This window comes from uncultured Agrobacterium sp., from assembly GCF_913777885.1.
Lineage (GTDB): Bacteria > Pseudomonadota > Alphaproteobacteria > Rhizobiales > Rhizobiaceae > Agrobacterium.
Genome location: NZ_CAJYTV010000018.1, coordinates 378,908 through 395,198 on the forward strand (window position 1 = coordinate 378,908; position 16,291 = coordinate 395,198).

General features: G+C 55.5%; 14 protein-coding genes. 3 read left to right on the forward strand and 11 right to left on the reverse strand.

Going from position 1 to position 16,291, the window contains the following annotated elements:
* Nucleotides 1–18: 18 nt before the first annotated feature.
* The 6 genes from QZ869_RS18565 to QZ869_RS18590 form a co-directional block, all read right to left on the reverse strand.
* A complete protein-coding gene (locus tag QZ869_RS18565) occupies nucleotides 19–270 on the reverse strand; it encodes a hypothetical protein (protein WP_296017421.1) in 252 nt (83 codons plus the stop codon).
* A gap of 114 nt (nucleotides 271–384) precedes the next feature.
* Nucleotides 385–1,599 (reverse strand): glycosyltransferase family 4 protein, encoded by a 1,215-nt coding sequence (locus QZ869_RS18570; protein ID WP_296106485.1) that lies wholly within the window; start codon nucleotides 1,597–1,599, stop codon nucleotides 385–387.
* A gap of 164 nt (nucleotides 1,600–1,763) precedes the next feature.
* The gene (locus tag QZ869_RS18575; RefSeq protein WP_296106488.1) at nucleotides 1,764–3,065 is read right to left on the reverse strand and encodes a glycosyltransferase family 4 protein; all 1,302 of its coding nucleotides are present in this window, start codon (nucleotides 3,063–3,065) and stop codon (nucleotides 1,764–1,766) included.
* 9 nt (nucleotides 3,066–3,074) lie between these two features.
* Complete coding sequence (locus QZ869_RS18580; RefSeq protein WP_296106490.1) at nucleotides 3,075–3,755, reverse strand: polysaccharide deacetylase family protein; 681 nt, start codon at nucleotides 3,753–3,755, stop codon at nucleotides 3,075–3,077.
* A gap of 73 nt (nucleotides 3,756–3,828) precedes the next feature.
* A complete protein-coding gene (locus QZ869_RS18585; protein WP_296080538.1) occupies nucleotides 3,829–5,166 on the reverse strand; it encodes an O-antigen ligase in 1,338 nt (445 codons plus the stop codon).
* Complete coding sequence (locus QZ869_RS18590) at nucleotides 5,166–6,635, reverse strand: GumC family protein (RefSeq protein WP_296106493.1); 1,470 nt, start codon at nucleotides 6,633–6,635, stop codon at nucleotides 5,166–5,168. The genes QZ869_RS18585 and QZ869_RS18590 overlap by 1 nt, the downstream gene beginning before the upstream one ends.
* A gap of 118 nt (nucleotides 6,636–6,753) precedes the next feature.
* On the opposite strand from QZ869_RS18590, the gene QZ869_RS18595 reads away from it, so the two are divergent.
* Both QZ869_RS18595 and QZ869_RS18600 read left to right on the forward strand, forming a co-directional pair.
* On the forward strand, nucleotides 6,754–8,043 hold the full coding sequence (locus tag QZ869_RS18595; RefSeq protein WP_296106495.1) for a lipopolysaccharide biosynthesis protein: 1,290 nt from the start codon (nucleotides 6,754–6,756) through the stop codon (nucleotides 8,041–8,043).
* The gene (locus QZ869_RS18600; protein WP_296080531.1) at nucleotides 8,040–9,128 is read left to right on the forward strand and encodes a hypothetical protein; all 1,089 of its coding nucleotides are present in this window, start codon (nucleotides 8,040–8,042) and stop codon (nucleotides 9,126–9,128) included. The genes QZ869_RS18595 and QZ869_RS18600 overlap by 4 nt, the downstream gene beginning before the upstream one ends.
* A gap of 125 nt (nucleotides 9,129–9,253) precedes the next feature.
* On the opposite strand, the gene QZ869_RS18605 is transcribed toward QZ869_RS18600, so the two are convergent.
* From QZ869_RS18605 to QZ869_RS18625, 5 genes are all read right to left on the reverse strand, one after another.
* Nucleotides 9,254–11,419, reverse strand: a complete 2,166-nt coding sequence (locus QZ869_RS18605) for a glycoside hydrolase (RefSeq protein WP_296106497.1) — start codon at nucleotides 11,417–11,419, stop codon at nucleotides 9,254–9,256.
* Complete coding sequence (locus tag QZ869_RS18610) at nucleotides 11,419–12,420, reverse strand: glycosyltransferase (protein WP_296106500.1); 1,002 nt, start codon at nucleotides 12,418–12,420, stop codon at nucleotides 11,419–11,421. The genes QZ869_RS18605 and QZ869_RS18610 overlap by 1 nt, the downstream gene beginning before the upstream one ends.
* Nucleotides 12,421–12,598: 178 nt before the next feature.
* The gene (locus tag QZ869_RS18615; RefSeq protein WP_296080524.1) at nucleotides 12,599–12,823 is read right to left on the reverse strand and encodes a hypothetical protein; all 225 of its coding nucleotides are present in this window, start codon (nucleotides 12,821–12,823) and stop codon (nucleotides 12,599–12,601) included.
* Nucleotides 12,824–13,125: 302 nt separating this feature from the next.
* Nucleotides 13,126–13,815, reverse strand: coding sequence for an SDR family NAD(P)-dependent oxidoreductase (locus tag QZ869_RS18620; RefSeq protein ID WP_296080607.1), 690 nt, complete (start codon nucleotides 13,813–13,815; stop codon nucleotides 13,126–13,128).
* Between the two features lie 15 nt (nucleotides 13,816–13,830).
* The gene (locus QZ869_RS18625; protein ID WP_296106503.1) at nucleotides 13,831–15,381 is read right to left on the reverse strand and encodes a cryptochrome/photolyase family protein; all 1,551 of its coding nucleotides are present in this window, start codon (nucleotides 15,379–15,381) and stop codon (nucleotides 13,831–13,833) included.
* 726 nt (nucleotides 15,382–16,107) lie between these two features.
* Between QZ869_RS18625 and QZ869_RS18630 the strand changes: the two genes are divergently transcribed.
* Nucleotides 16,108–16,278, forward strand: a complete 171-nt coding sequence (locus tag QZ869_RS18630) for a BA14K family protein (RefSeq protein WP_296106506.1) — start codon at nucleotides 16,108–16,110, stop codon at nucleotides 16,276–16,278.
* Nucleotides 16,279–16,291: the final 13 nt, after the last annotated feature.

Consider the following 16,291-nt stretch of genomic DNA (forward strand, 5'->3'; position numbering starts at 1 on the left):
CAGTTGAGCATAGAGCCGTCACGCCTCTGGCTCGGTTTGCATTTCCACGAGTTGAGCCAGTTCCTCGCCTGTGATCAGTATGTCATGGCCGCCGCGATGGATGTGAAGTTCTGTACGCGTGGGGCGAAACATGTTGTTGCGCAGAAAGACCAGAGCAGCATCGAGAGAGTCGAACATTTGGCGATGCGCTACCTCGAAGCGCTGCCACAGAACGACCGTCGTGTGACTGTCACCAAACCTGCATCGTGCCTCTTGCGCATCGAAAACCACCCCAGTCCTCCTCGAGGTTGCTATTGTGAAGCAACGCCTCAACGCGCCTATCGTTCAACTGCTACAGGACGTTTTGATTCGAGACAGCCTGCAAGGTCGCGAACATAGGCTTCGTCAACGGCGTTTCAGTACGGAGAGATAGAGCGCTGCGGTTTGCTCGCAGATCGTCCGCCAATTGTACCGCGACATGATCTTGCTACCGGTGTCCTGCGCCTCAGCCGGTTTTGGCGAGGACTCTTGCCGTTCCAGAAGTTTTACGCGCATAGCTCGTGACAGAGCGGATACGTCGCCAAGCGGAAAGTAGGAAGACGGATCCAACTCGAGAGCGACATTTGCTTCGATATCGCTTGCCAACACTGGAAGGCCATATGCCATAGCCTCAAGTAGTGCGATCGGCATGCCCTCATGGCTCGACGGCAGGACGAAAAGGCCTGCATTGGCGAAAAGACCGGCGAGTTGAGCACCCGATTGTGAGCCCGTCAAAACGATGTTTGGATTAGCCTTGGTGCGCGAGCGTAACATCTCAGCATAGCCACTTCGCGCGTCACCACCACCCACCAGAACAAGCTTCGTGTCAGGCAGATCAGCACTCAAGAACGCGTCGATCAGATCTGTCTGACGCTTTTCCGCCACAAGACGTGCCACAAGCAGAACGTAGCGACCTTTGGTCAAGTCGAACGTCTCTAGAATGCCGTTATCAACCGCACTGAGATCGACCTGAACCCCGTTCGGAATGAACTTGACGTCTCTTTTAAACTTGGCCTGCATGGCGTCGGCTATATGTCTGGCAATAACGATACGCCCCTGCGCAAAGCGCATGCCTGCCCATTCCCCAAGTCGCAGGATTTTCTTATCGACCGCGTTCCACTTTTCCCGATCGTAGTCGTAGCCGTGGTGGGTAAAAACCACATTCAACCCCATCAGACGTGCCAAGGGCGCCACGAGGGAAGGGCCGACAGCGTGAATATGGACGATATCGGGCTTGAGCAGTCTGGCCTTGAAAAGCGCAAAAAGCGTGTGAACGATTGCTTCCAGGCGCATATTGTTCGGCGCCCAGCCGGGATGAACGGTAATGCCACGCCAAAGATATGGTATCTTGCCGGCCACATAATTCTCTCGAGCGAAAACGTGAACTTCCGCTCCCTTATCGACTAATCCTGGAGCGAGTTGCTCGACATGCGTTTCAATACCGCCGGGCACACCCGGCACGCCGCGCAATCCGATAATACAGATACGAACGCCTTCCAGAGTGCAAAACTCGGCCACGGATGTCGTCTTAGCGGACAACGACGCATCCGGCATAAGCTTGTTGGCACCGACGTCGTTCATGACGCTCTTCCTCCCGGGCATCCTACCCTTTACTCAGCTACGCTTGTACCAACAGTTTCAAGCGCCCTCTCCGCGCCCAGGCATGCAATCATTCATCGATCTAAACTTAGTTATCGCTAAAATTCGCTTGTGCCAAGCGGGTTTGAATTCGGATATTACTCCGATTATATTGATAAAATGCTTCCATCAGCGTCGCGTTTGCCTCGTCGGACATCCCTCACGGGATCTGTCGGTCTTGAAACGCCAAGTTCACGATAAAGGTCGAGCGTTCTGTCGAAGAATGCCTGACGCGAAAAATCCTGCTCAACCCAAGCGCGACCGTGCGCGCCCATCTGCTTGCGTTCTGCGGCCGACAGTGCATCCATTTTCGCCAGCACACGAGCCAAGTCGTCGGGATCGCCAGACCTTGCAATGAGGCCTGTATGGTCAGGCTGAATCAGTTCCGGAATTCCGCCTATATCCGTTCCAATGACAGGGCGGCCAAGAGCGTAGGCTTCCAGAAGACTGACAGGCGCATTTTCGTACCACTCCGAAGGCAAAACAAGCGCCTTGGCGCCCGCCACGGTCTCATGCAGCGCCGCACCCGAGAGATAGCCCAGAAACTGCACATCGGCCCCTTCCTCTCGCGCCAGCGCCTGAAGCGATGCCTGTTCCGGACCGGTGCCGGCGACGAGCAGGCGCTTTTTCGCGCGCGCCACCGCACGAATGAGGGTAGCCACACCTTTTTCAGGCGCAAGACGTCCGGCAAAAAGGAAATAGTCGCCTTCGTCGGCCTGAAGGCGCTGTTTGCTGATCGCATGCTCAACGAAGTTGGGAATGTAGACCAGTTTTTCGCTTGGCCAGCCCCACTCCATCAGCTTGTTTCTGTAAAACCGGCTCGGCACGACGAGCCTGTCTATGTGATCACGATAGAGCCGCAGCGCTCGATGAACTGCCGTTTCGACCATCACGAGCCCGCTGAGTGCCACCGAGCCCTTCATGCATCGATGGAGAAGCACGTTATGGATGCGCCCACCTTTACATCTTTCACAAACACCATCAGGTGCCAGCATCTTGTAGGAGGGACAGGCAAGCTTGAGGTCGTGCACCGTCATCACGGTCGGGATCCCGCGATGTTTCAGAAGTGGAAAGATCGCAGGCGAGATGTGGTGATAGACATTATGGGCGTGAGCCACGTCCGGCCGAACCCGATCGATCAGTGCGCTGAGGCTGCGTCGAGCCTTGCGAGAATAGATGACCTCGATCCCATGACCTATTTTCGTCAGTATACCGCCCTGATGACCAAATTCGATTTCAGGAACGAAATAAGACGACCATTCCGTCGGCAGGTTGTCCGGATGCTGCATCGAAAAGGGTACGGCTTGCCACCCGGCGCGGGCGAACATGTCCATTTGGTCAAGAAAGATCGCATCCGCGCCACCGCGGCGATAGTGATAATTGTTGATTGCCAGAAGCCTGCCGTTCATTCTTTCTCCCTAGCCCCGAACATGTTCGAGAGCATCACGCACCGGAAGCACGAGGCAATTGCTCGACACCGCGTATCTCACCAATGTGGAAAAGGTCGAAGGCGTGCATCCATAGGGTGTCGGCGTATCGCTGACATCGTGGGTGAAAAAGATGAGCCAGCCCGGATTCTTCACCACCTCATCGATCTGCCGAACCAGTGCCAGAGCGTCCTGTTCCGGTTGGCGGATTTCCATTCCCCATAGAAAGCCGCGATTGACCGTGCCCCGATTGATGCGATCGCCGCCGCCGCGCGCCGTCAGATATCGATCGGCGATGAGTTGCCGATGCCGTAGCGATCCTTGATTATAGGGATAAGCAAAGTTCCGTTTCTTCACCGGGCGCTCAAAGGTGTCGAGCAAGGCGCCGTTGCGATCGAGATTTTCACGTAAGGCGCGTCCGGACAGGGTATGTACGATCTCATGCCCAAAGGTGTGACAACCAAGCTCATGACCCGCCTCAGCAAGCTCGTGGCAGCCTTGGACTGAGATCATATTCCGATCCGGCTCCACCTGATTGAGCAGCCCTCCTGCTATATAAAACGTACCGCGAACACCATATTCCTCAAGGATCCGCGCACCCGCACTCAATGCCGTACAGGGAACATCGTCGAAGGTGAAAGACACGACGGGACGGCGGCAGGTGACAGTCATTGTCGAGGCCGGCAAAGCGCGTACTGCCCTTTCGGCTAGGCGATCGCGCAAATAATTGAGGTTACAGCTGGCCTTAGATAGAAACGCCACGGCTTCCCTCCCTGGCTGCGACGTGTTCTTTTACGAGGCTCATCCTCGACTGCAGAACCAATCCGAAAATGGAGATGAGGAAAGCGAAGAACACTGCGCTTCCGTTCTGGAAGAAAACAGCCTCCAAGCAGGCGGAGTAAAGCACGCAAAGCCATGTGCGCTGAAACAAGCGAGTCAATGCGGGATCTTTCGACGGTGTACGGTCAAGGCAGGCTATGGCGCGCATCGGCACCAGAATAACGAGAGCAAGCGCCAGCAACAGCCCTGGAATGCCGGTCGTCAGCAGCGTATCAACGTAAGCATTATGTCCGTTGAACGCTCTGACTGCCCAGTTTTCCAAGGCGGCAGGGCTATGCATCATGTTGGGCGTCTGCCAGAAACCTTGAAAGCCGTAGCCAAAGATCGGCGAACGGGCGATGCCATCGAACGCGACTTTCCATATGTCCGATCGGTTTGTGAAGGTCGGATCGATCCCGAGAGATGCTACGAGGTCACGGAAGTCCGGAAAGAGCGTCGCACCAAGGATCAGCGTGTTAAAGGCAACGATGCCACCGACCGCGATAAACCACCGGGTCCAGCGAAATTTCTCGAATATCCATTGTAGAACGAGGATCATCGGTAACATTGCCGTCGACGATTTTCCGCCCGTGTGAATCAGAAAGAACACGGAGAGGAAGGTTATGGCAATCCCGCTCTTTTTCCAGCCCGCACTGCGAAAGTAGAGCCCGCAAAAGGTGAGTTGCAGTGTCACCGCCGCGGCGAGATTCTTATGCGGGTAATGTCCTCTCCAGTAACCAGCGTTCATTGGCTCAAGCACTTCGGTCGCCTGGTGGATCGACAAACGGGGTAGAAAGAGAACGCCGAAATAGGCAACTCCAAGCGTGATGGACGTTCCATATAGCAGCAGACGCGTGAACTGCTCCTCCGAACGGGGAAGAAGCAGGAACATGCCAGCGTTGAAGAATGTCATGGTCGCGAGGATCGTTCGTTTTATCCCATCGACTGGATAGTCCGACAGAGCGGAGGAGATGAAAAACCAAGATAGAAGCGCGATGATCAGAAGTCTTGGACGACAGATCTGCGCCCGCAGGGGATGAGTCACGGCGACATAGATCGTCAGCGACGTGATCAGCAGGAACGTAATCTGGTTGACGACATTGGAACCGGTCGACCCATCCAGGCCGGCAGCCTGCAATTGCACGAGGTCGATAAACGGATTCGTGGTGATCCAGAAGAACAGGAATACGGCCATGAAGATCGCGACCCTGATCTTTTCATGCTGAGCATTCACCTGCACTGCCGGGACCGTCGTTACCTGCATCACACGATCCGATCGAACCGCCAGTCGTTTCGCCTCAGCTCGATGACGGTGCGGCCCGAGATCACGAAGAATGCACCCAGCAGAAGCCCGGCGATCAGGCCGCCGATTGCCAGCAGCGATGTCGGAGGCGGAAAGCTACGCCTTTCAGGCGGCACCGGTTCGGTCACTATGCGAAGATTGGAGACATTGAGCTGTTCCTGCTCTCCCGTTTCGCCCGCACGCTTCAGGAACGTATCGTAGAGTGCGGCCTTTGCTTCGGCATTTCTCTGCAAATCCTGCAACTGAACTTGCGCCGCATCGTCGTTCGATACCCGGCCCTGAGCGTTATTGATCTGGGTACGAAGAGAATCGACAGCACTCTGAGCCTGGTCCATTTCGATCTTGACGCTCTGCAACACGCGTTCTGTCTCCCGCGCGATTTCGGTTCTGAGAGTCGCAAGCTGCGCGCGTGAAGCGGCGAGCTTGGGATAGCGTTCCCCATAGGTCAGCGCCAACTCGTCATATTGCTGTTTGAGAACCGAATATTGCGAGCGCAGCGTGTCGAGGAGCGGCGAAGATAGAGAATTGGCACCGGCAGCACCATTTGCAGAGGTTTGACTGAGCTTTTTGTAACGGGCCTTAAGGTCCTGCAATCTGGAATTGGCATCGTTCAACTGGGTGTTCAGCTGAGACAGACTTTGAACGTTAACGGAACCTGCGCTGCCAAGATCGAGAAGATTGTTTTTCTGCCGGAACTCCACGACCGCACTGGCGGCCTGTGTCGCGGCATCTCTCAGCTCTTCAAGACGCGTTGCGAGCGCAGTGCTTGCGCTCTTGGCAAAATCGCTGCGCGCCGCCTCAAGTTCCTGTTTGAAGGAGTCGGTGAGTGCTGCCAATATTTTGACCGAGCGCTCCGGATCGCGTGTCCAGAGACTGATGTTGATGAGGTAGGTTCCACCTTCACGGCCGACCTTGATGCGCTTGTCGAGAATTCTCATCGCCGTCAGGGTCTGATCCCCCGGCGGCTGCGGCTTGGACAGGCCGAGCGCCTGCATCAGATTGAAACCGCCTTCGAGCGAAGGATTGAACTCTGGAAGCTGCTGCAACTGCTCGCGCTCGACAGTTTGCCTGAGAACATTACCAGAGTTGAGTAGCAGAATTTTGCTGGAGATATCGAGGATTTGGGCTTCACTCTGAATGGCAGGAGCCGTCAACTCGTTCGGAAGGACCTGGCCTGAAGGTGGCGGCAGCAGGATATCCATCGAAGCCGTATAGCGCGGTTTGGTCAGGACGCCAAAGGCAATGCCCCCCACAGCGCCGATGATACCGAAGAGCAGAATGATTAAAAGCCCGCGACGCAGCCAAAGAAAGACGTTGCCGGGAGTAATGATCGGACCCGAGGATGCAGCCGGCCGGTTATCGACGTTTGGGCGCGGCGAAGGCTCCGGCTTTGGGCGCTCGACACGCTTTTGCGTTGGATACTCGTACATGCGCGACTGGCCTCTGTGTCAATCGAAACGAAACATTTTCAGCTTATAGCTCCCATAAACCACACAGACCGCTGAGAAATGGTTTACGGCCTTCCTCTTTCTCGGCACGGAACGAAACATGGCAAGAAACGCACCCGGAAATACATCCAGATTGCTTGGAATGCTCTTGTCCTATAGCGCATCCTCGGCAAGTCTTCTGATTGCTAACGCCGCGCAGCTCATCACGTTCGCGATACTGGCCCGCACATTAGGTGCCGAAGAGTTCGGTCGTTATGTGTCATTTATTGCCATTACCAGCATCGCCGTTCATCTCTGCGGGATGGGCGCATCGGAATCTCTTGTCCGTCGTGTGCCGCAAGATCCATCCTGCTTCCCGCGTATCTTCGGCCACAGCATCATACTCAGCGCGGTCAGTGGAGCCGTATTGGTCTCGCTCGGAGTGCTCGTGCTGCCGCACTTCATGCGTTTTGGAGAAACGTCGGGTGCGAATATCTGGATAACCTTTCAGTTGCTTTTGACGAACATCGTCCTGGTGCGCCTGATCATGCTGGGCGAAACGATCTTCCTGGCCCACCGCAGAAACGGCGCAGCCAATGCTTCCATCATGGGCTTTGCGCTTATCCGCACACTGACAGCAGCGCTCGCCTGCCTCGCGTTCAAAGTCGATACGGTCGAGAGCTGGGCAACATGGCAGATGATTTCATATGCGCTGACGCTCGTGCTTTATGGTTCGATCGCCTTCCGCATCGCGCGCCCGGACTACAGGCTGGAACGTCCCGAAATCCGCCTCGGGGTTCTCTTCGCCACTCCGTTCATTTTCCGCGCCTTTCGCCAGAATGTCGACCTTCTGGTTCTCGGCTTCGTGGCCGGTCCCGAAATGGTAGGCAGTTACGGCGTCGCCAGGCGTATCACCGATAGCAGCTATATGGCGGTCGATGCGCTCAACCGGCTCATTTACCCTCACCTTGCCGTGGCCAGCGTCAACGGTATCCATCATGCCTTCAAGCTGACGATGCGTATCCTGGCAATAGCGATCGCTCTCGGACTGGCCGCAGCGCTGTTTATATTCTTCTCCGCCTCTTTCATGCCGCTGATCTTCGGAGCGGAATATGTATCCCTGCCGAGGTTTCTCCGGATTTTGGCGCCTCTGATCCTGTTCATAGCAATCTGGTCGGTTGCAGTCGACCTTCTCGGAGCGGCCGGCGAACACGGAGCCCGCGCCTGGGTCTTGAACCTCGCAAACGGCGTCGGCGCACTCGTTATTGGTGTGGCAGCATGGATTTGGCCACCCTACGGAATTTTCATCTCGGCATATATTATCGAATTTAGCATCGTGATCGCTTCATGGCTCGTGGTTAGAGCCTTCGTCGCCCGTTCTATCGCAGCAAGCAAAGAGGTTCAAACATGACGACAAAAGCCACTTCGAAGCTTCGGCCCGCAGAACTTGCTGATATTCCCCAAATGAGCGCGCTTTTCAGCTCGGTGTTTCGACCCAATTCTCAGCCAAAAACGAAAGCGCTTGAAGCCCATCTGTCTCACATCCTGTTCTCACACCCCAATTACACGCCCGAGAACGGCAGCCTCGTCTCCGCCGATGAGACAGGAACATTGAAGACAGTTTTGAACATTATACCGCTCACCTATCGTGTCGGTGAGGAAATCGTTATCTCAAGGCTCGCCTGCGGCTTCACGACTGCCCCCGATGCGAACCCACGGGCAGCAGCGGCCGTGTTTTTGAGCGCGCGCCCAAAGGCGGACAATATCCTCTTCACAGACAGCGGCGCCCCCATCGCCGTGGCCCACTTCAAGGCAATCGGAGGGATAGAGCTGCAGGTGCAAGCGCTGCGCTGGTACAAAATGTTCAAACCCGTACCGGCGCTGATCAGCTTTCTCAGAATGAAATTGTTCGACCGCTTTCCGCGCTTCATCAGCCGTGGCCAGCTTCCTGATAACACCCTTGCGAAAGATGTGAAGACCCCAGACGGACACAGTGTGGTGGAGGCAACTCCCGCTGTCTTTGCCGACTACGCCAACCGCTATCTGGCACGCTATGTTGTCGCCCCCGTGTATGACGAAACCTACGTGTCTTGGGCAGTCAGTGCCTCCGCTGGAGAGGACGGACGGGGCAGGCTGATGCTGGCACAGGTCCAGGATAAAAACGGCAACATAGTCGGCGTCTTCTCATTTGTGGGCGAAATGGGCGGCTCAGCGCAGATACTCGATCTTCTTTACGCAGACAGCGCTCAGGATGCCGTTGTCGATGCCGCCTTGCTGGCCTTGCAGCAATCGGGCTTTACCTATGCCTGCTCGCAGGCAAGACCCGAAATGATCCGCTCCCTCTCCCGCTACCGCCGCATCTGGTACCGCTACTTCACCGGCATCTCCGCGACCTGCCGCTCTGCGTTGTTCAAGGATGCTATGGTAAGTGGCCAAGCTTATTTTGGTGGGCTTGGCGGTGAAGGTTGGACACGTCTGACGCGCGATTTCTACTAAACCGCCTTGAAGCATATCGTTCTCGCAAAGGCATGAAGGGCGTATCTGGACGATCGCGATCCGCTTCAGCCTTTGCGGATTAAAAACTCCGAGCGCACGGGCTTTTCTAAAGATCGCTGCGCGCTTTATTCCGCTCTTTCCACCAGGAAGTAGGTCGTCGGACCATTTGGCGTATCGTTCGACAATTGTATCGTCTCGCCGCTCTTTGCGGTTGCTACAGGGGGCCGAACCCGTCCATCCAGACCGACGGGCGAAACCTTGAAGGTGCCAGGGCCCTCAAATCGGATACCAACCGTCATGCGCCTGATCAGCACAGGCAGATGACCGAAATTTTCGATGACGTGTTGATCGGCATCGCGAAAGCGCATGCCGGAATTGCGCGCATCAGATGCCAGGATCAAAAGCTGGCGTTTGCTCTGTCCCAAGGGCACACCGTCCAGAGAGGATAGCGACAGTAGCCCTCTCCCGTCCGCCTTTTTAACACTGATCGTTCCGAGCTCGACGCCATCTCCTACTTTGTCGAAAGCCACCGCCTCCGTCATCGACGTTCTCAAAGCCAGCGCCTTTGCGGCAGCGTCCAGTTGCAGCTCACCGGCCTGGCTTACAACGTTGCCATTGTCGAGATCGGACGGGCTGGAGGGGTCGAGGCGTCCTGCTTGCTTGAGCTCTGCCACGATCGCCATCGGCGTCTCGCCCTCTCGCGCGGGATCGACAGCCACAACACCCGGCTTCGCCTCAGCAATCGATTGAAGGCCGATAGCCCCGAGAAGACCAAGGCGCGTCAAAAGCTCGGGCTCCATATCGTTGACGCCCTGAGGCAGGCCCTTCTGCCCATCCACCAGGAACGGGATATCGAGCGGCGCGCTCTTGGCATCGCCACGACGAAAGACGAGCGCTGATAGCGTCTCGCCAGCCCGCGCCACGGGGTCGAGTGCAATCGTGTAGGGCAGTATCTGCTTTTTAAATTTAAAATCTTCGCCATAAGCGAGAACGATCGGACCGTGCGCGTGCCTGCACAAAACGTCCCATCCCTGCAAGGCCGCAAAAGCGGGTGCGGCAAGACCTGCTTCGTAGCGATAAGCGTTCCAGAACAGATGATCATATTCGGTGATGACGAATGGGCGGCCGAGCCAGCGCGCAGCGCCCACCGTTCTCAGATAGCGCAGCCCATCTTCCAGCGAACTTTTACCCTCAATGCTCGTGCCCGGCTCGTAGGAGCCGACCCAATCATGATAGGTGTTCATCGCCACGGCATCCTGGATGCTGCGGCTGATACCTGTCTGGATCGTCGGCCAGTTATTGTAAGGCAAGACGATGCCGCGAAAGCCAAGATCGCGCAGCGCCTTGGTCATGCGGCGTGTGGCATTCTGCTCCACGTCGATGAAGAAAGATTGCAGGTCGCGCGTCCGTTCGCTACGTTCGTTGCGGTTCGTTGGCAGCGCAACGGAACGGTCTTCCAGGCTACCCTCTTTCGTCCACCAGCCCCATTTCTGTTTTAACGCGTCGTCGCTGCCATATTTTTTCAGCAGCCAGTCATTGAAAAGCGGTCGAAGCTGCTTCTGAAAAGCGCTGCCCCGAACGCCCTCCTGCACCATGGAATCGAATTCCAGACCGTTTTCGTTGAAGGGAACGATGGCGACGAGCGCCGGATCGCGAATAGGGGCGATGCCGGTATAGGGATTAACCTTGCTGAAGAAAGCCTTCTGGAACGTCAGCCAGTGATTAAAACCCTCGTCACCAATCTGCGCATCGACTTTCAGGTCGCCTTTCAGATCCCAACGGTCATCGTAGCCACCATAGGCCCCACGGGTGGAGCTCAAACCGTCCATGATCCAGTAGATGCCGTTTCGCTTCAGCGCTGCCATGAAGTAATGGACGCGGTCCAGCACCTGCGGATCGAAGTCGAAATCCTTGCCGCGGTCAGCCATCAGCGCGGCATCGACATAATGAAAACGAGCTATGTTGTAGCCATGTCTTTTGAGCTGAAGCGCGTAGCGGTCTGCTGCATCGTGATCGGGAAATCCGCCGGACGCTGGGCTGAGCGCGAGTGAGGCACACAGAAAACGCTGCGGCTTGGTGGCGTCGTTCGCCATTGCAAGTTTGCCAGCGGGATTGATGACGATCCGCGTGTTCTCGTCGATCTTTGTTTCAGGAAGAATGCTTGAAAAATCAAGCGGGCTGCCGGCTTGAACTTCAAGCGACGTTTCTCGCACAGCGAGCCATTCTTCGGCATAGGCTGGCCGGATCAGAAGAAGCGAGGCGACCAGTGACCAAAGAAGGCTTTTTTTCATCAGGGCTTCAACAACTTGCTTTCGATCCAATCGTTGGGATTTCGTCTAGGCGCGAAAAGGCCAAACGGCAGTGCTGCGGCATGAAAGCACCACGCAACGATGGCGTAAAGGCCAAGCGAGACGCTTTTTTTCTTGAGCATCATCACCAGAACCGGCAACAGCAGCACAACGGCAAAGCCTAATAGCCAAGCCGGATGGAAAATGCCGCCGATCAAAAAAACGATTAGCAGCGCCCACCAGACATATACCCCAAGCCAGAGCTTCATCTCCGGATTTTCTTGGATCACAGCCTTCAATCGGCCCTGTCGCCACCCCGCTCGCAGAAGCTCTCCAGTGCCGAACAGATACTTGGTGGACCAGCGCCGTGTCAGCAGGATATAGGAATTGATACTGTGGCCGAAGTGATCGACATAGCGGCGATCCAGAAGATACAGCGTCCAGCCACGCAGACGAAGCCGTTGCGCGAGATCGAACTCCTCGAAAGCGTGAAGATTGCGGTCGGAGAAATATCCTGCCTCTTCAATGGCCACCCGGCGATAAATGCCTCCGCCATTAAGACGATCGCGAACGCCGTGCTTGACTTGCGAAGCAATTCTCTGGACCCGACGTGTGAACTCCAGATTGTCTAGATTGACCTCGTTGATGTTGCCACTGACACCGGCGACACGCGGATTTTTATCTAGATAATCGAACGCCTCTGGCAGGAAGGTCGGATCCAGCAGCATATCGCCGTCCATCAGACAGATGAATTCACCCTTACTGTATTGGAAGCCCAGTTGCGGACCGACACCGCAACTGGCTGTGGCGGGCGCTTGGATCTGTGCAACAATAACAGGATATTTAGACGCGATCTCGACTGTTCTGTCGCGCGAACCACTATCCGCAACAATGATTTCGCTTTCGAAATCAGGCAGGGCCTTCAGGGCGGCGATGACACTTTCAATCGCTGCGCCGATGCGCTTTTCTTCGTTGAGCGTCTTAAGAATGACCGATAATTTCACAGCCGCATCCATACATGTCATAGGGCATGAAAAGCATACTCGCGCGAGAGAAAATTTTAATCAGATATTGCTCATATGCTTAATATCCGGAAGATTGGCTTAAGCGCTTCTTCAGGCTATGGCAACCATACGACAATACCACGGAGCTTTGACCGACGAGCGATGACTGCGACGGTCGTCAATGGAGCGTTCCGCTATGGGCGGATTTCTCCATGTAGAGCTGCAGAAGCGTCATGGCCTGTTGCAACATCAACTCCAGCGCCCCAAAATTGTCAGGTGACGGCTGACCGCTTTCGCCCTCTATCATGGCGGCCATTGCGCGAAAATTTTCGACAAGACGCACTTCGCCCTCTTCTTCTGCATGCTCTGCCGCATCGGAAAGAGCTTCCGTTATAGTGCTCATTATGGCCTGTCTCTCACCATGGTTCATTTCGGGCAAGGATTTTGGTGCCGACTGCATGGTCCACCTCCGCGAGCGCGCGCTCAATCCGTCCTTGCGGACGCATCGGCCTTTACGCATTGTTCGATTGGAATTCAAAGTGGGAAGATGGGGGCGCGGATTGCAAGACGCAAGTCATGACAGCGATGCCGCCTACGCATGGCGCACTCGCTACGCCGCAAGACAACCTCCGACGAAAGGCATCGGATTAACGAGGTAAGGCGGGGAGGATTTGCGAACGCAGAAACCCCTTAGCTACCCAGACCCTACCACTCGATGCTCGATCCGTCATATGCGAAAAAATTGCCGCTCTGCTCCGGCTGAAGCCCGTCAAGAACCGCCAACATCTTGGCCGCGCTCTCCTCTGGGCGAAAACGCTCGCGGCCGCTTGAATAGTCTTCGCTGAGACTGGTTGCAACCGTTCCTGGGTGGAGAGCGGCCAGCACCGATTGTGAGTGGGTGCGAGCAAATTCGATAGAGGCGGTGCGAATGATCTGGTTCAGCGCCGCCTTGGATGCACGGTACGATATCCAGCCACCAAGATGATTGTCACCTATAGAACCCACACGTGCGGATAAAAACGCGATCAGACCGCGTTCGCGTTTAACCATCTTCGTAGCGAAGTGTTTCAGGATGAGCGCAGGGCCAAGCGCGTTCAGCGCAAACTGTTTCATCATCGCGTCTGGATGAAGTTGCTTAAGCGCCTTTTCAGGTCCGACGCCGTCGATGGTGAGAGCGCCGGTGGCACAAAATATAAGATGAAACTCGCCTTCCAATTGCGCAGCGGCATCCCGAACACTTGCCTCATCAGTAATGTCGAGGCCATCTTCGGAGCGCGAGAGGGTAGCGATCTCGGCACAGCGACCATCCTGGCGCAATGCCTCGGACACAGCGGAACCTATTCCGCCGCTTGAACCGATAACGAGTGCCCGAAACCCCTCGGGAAGCGAAGTCATGACCATCGTGAACTCCTAAACAGGTTCTGCGTCATCGAGTTTCTTCAAGAATGTTCGCGCAGCGGACCTGTAAGCCTTGTGTTGTTCGCCCTTCATCCGCCGCCACGTCGCATAGGGCTGAGCGAGACGCCGATTGCCGGCAAGCTTCTCGCTGTTTCTATCGAGGAAATCCCAGTAAAGCGAATTGAACGGGCACGCGCCCTCTTCCGTCTTTTTGCGCACATCGTAATGACAGGTTTCGCAGTAATCCGACATGCGGGAAATATAGGCGCCGCTCGCGGCGTAGGGCTTTGACCCAAGCAAACCGCCATCGGCAAACTGGCTCATTCCAATCACATTCGGCAGTTCAACCCACTCAAAGGCATCCGCATAGACTTCCAGATACCATTGATGCACGGCATGTGGGTCGAGGCCCGCCAAAAGGGCGAAATTGCCGGTAATCATCAACCGCTGGATATGATGCGCATAGGCATTTTGGATGGTTTCGCCGATTACCGTGGAAAGGCAGTTCATTTTGGTTTTGCCGTCCCAGAAAAAGGATGGGAGCGACCGCGATGCGTCGAAGAAATTCCGCGCTGCATAGTCCGGCATGAAATGCCAGTAAATCCCGCGCATATACTCACGCCAGCCGATAATCTGCCGAATGAAGCCTTCCACGGCATTGAGGGGTGCCTCACCCTCTAGATAAGCGCGCTCCGCCCTGCGGCAGATATCAAGGGGATCGAGCAGACCGAGATTGATGTAGAAAGACAAAAGCGAGTGGTTGAGAAATGGATCGCTGGTCAGCATGGCGTCCTGCGTTTCGCCGAAATTGGGCAAGAAATGCTCAATAAAACCGTCCGCCGCACGCTCGGCATCCGGTTGCGTCACCGCAAATGCAAAGCCCTTCGCCTCACCCATATGATCGGCAAAGCGCCCATCGATCAACGTCATCACCTGTCGCGTCACGCCGTCAGGCGGAAAATGCAAGTGAGACGGACGGAAGAGATCTGGCTTGGCCGGTTTTCGGTTTTCTGCATCGAAGTTCCACCTTCCTCCCACCGGCTTGTCGCCTTCCATGAGAAGTCCTGTCTTTCGCCGCATGTCGCGGTAAAAGAACTCCATCCTCAGCTCGCGCCGTCCCTCGGCCCAATTGGCGAACTCCTCCCTCGAACAGAGAAAACGACTGTCGAGGCGTATCTCCACTGGCAAGTTGAAGGACGTTTCCCACTCTGACATTGCCTGCGAAACCCGAAACTCGCCTGGTTCGGTGACGATTACTCTTTCCGGTTTAGTCTCTTTGACAGCACGCTTCAGCTCGTTCGTGAAGCTCCCAGAGTTGGCCTCATCATCCAACTCGATGTAGCGAACATCGAATCCTTTACCGCGTAACTCTTGTGCGAAATGGCGCATTGCAGACAGGATCAGGACGATCTTCTTGCGATGGTGCCGAACATAAGTCGTTTCTTCATGCACCTCGCACATGAGAATTATATCTCGGCCCGGATCGGCCCCCTCCAGACTTGAAATAGAGTGGGACAATTGATCGCCAAGGATGAAGATGAGATTACGATAGCGCTGTTTCATCGCCGCAGAACGTCAGGACGCCACGTCCCGTTCCCAATGTAAGTCGGCACCGGCTGATTTTAGAAGTTAAGCTTTCGTCGCCACTAAAAAGCATGCTGCCTCTCATGTCGTCTCAATGACCGGCACCTTTACGCGAAAAAGAAACAAGCCGCTATAGACGAGGCAAACCGACGAGAATTGAGACGGCCCAAACGAGCGTCGCATCCTTGTGGCTGGAGAATGTCACAACCGTATCGAATGAGCGATTGCCACCAGCAAACAATTCATACAGCCGATGACGAGAAGAGCGACAATAGGGTTGAATGCGCGTATGGGAACCCCAAAAAAATCCTCCGCGCCTGACGCGTCGTCTCAGTCGATGGTCCAGAGTCGCGACCACATGGACGTGATAGCAAAGCTACCGACTAAGCCCCCATGCGCCTTTTGATGTTTTGATACTGGCGGCCCCCGCTCGAATCACCAAGGCAAAGGCAGCAGAAAGTAACAATCACCGGCACGTGAATTCTAAGACTTCGTTAACAGCGGAACCAAAGCAGGCTTCGCTACGTTGCTTTTTCGAGACACGGAAAAGGAACTTCCAAAATGTCAAGATCAGGAAACATAAAATCCGTAGTTTTTTTTGCAGCAGCATTTGTATGCGCCGCGAACAGTCCATCGCTCGCTCTGAGCGTTATCAATCCCGCCTATGTGAGCGAAGCGTCCGCGGAAGAAGGCACGAACGTTTCCGTGTCCGCATTCAGCAATGGCGGCGCGACGAAAGGCAGCGGAGCTCTTCTTCTTTCTGCCGAAGAGGTCCAGCATATTCGCTGGTGCGCAACGCGCTACCCATCCTACCATGCATCCGACAACACTTTCGCCGACGCATCTGGCGTACGGACCGAGTGCCACTCCAAGTAAGGCAGGCGCGTTT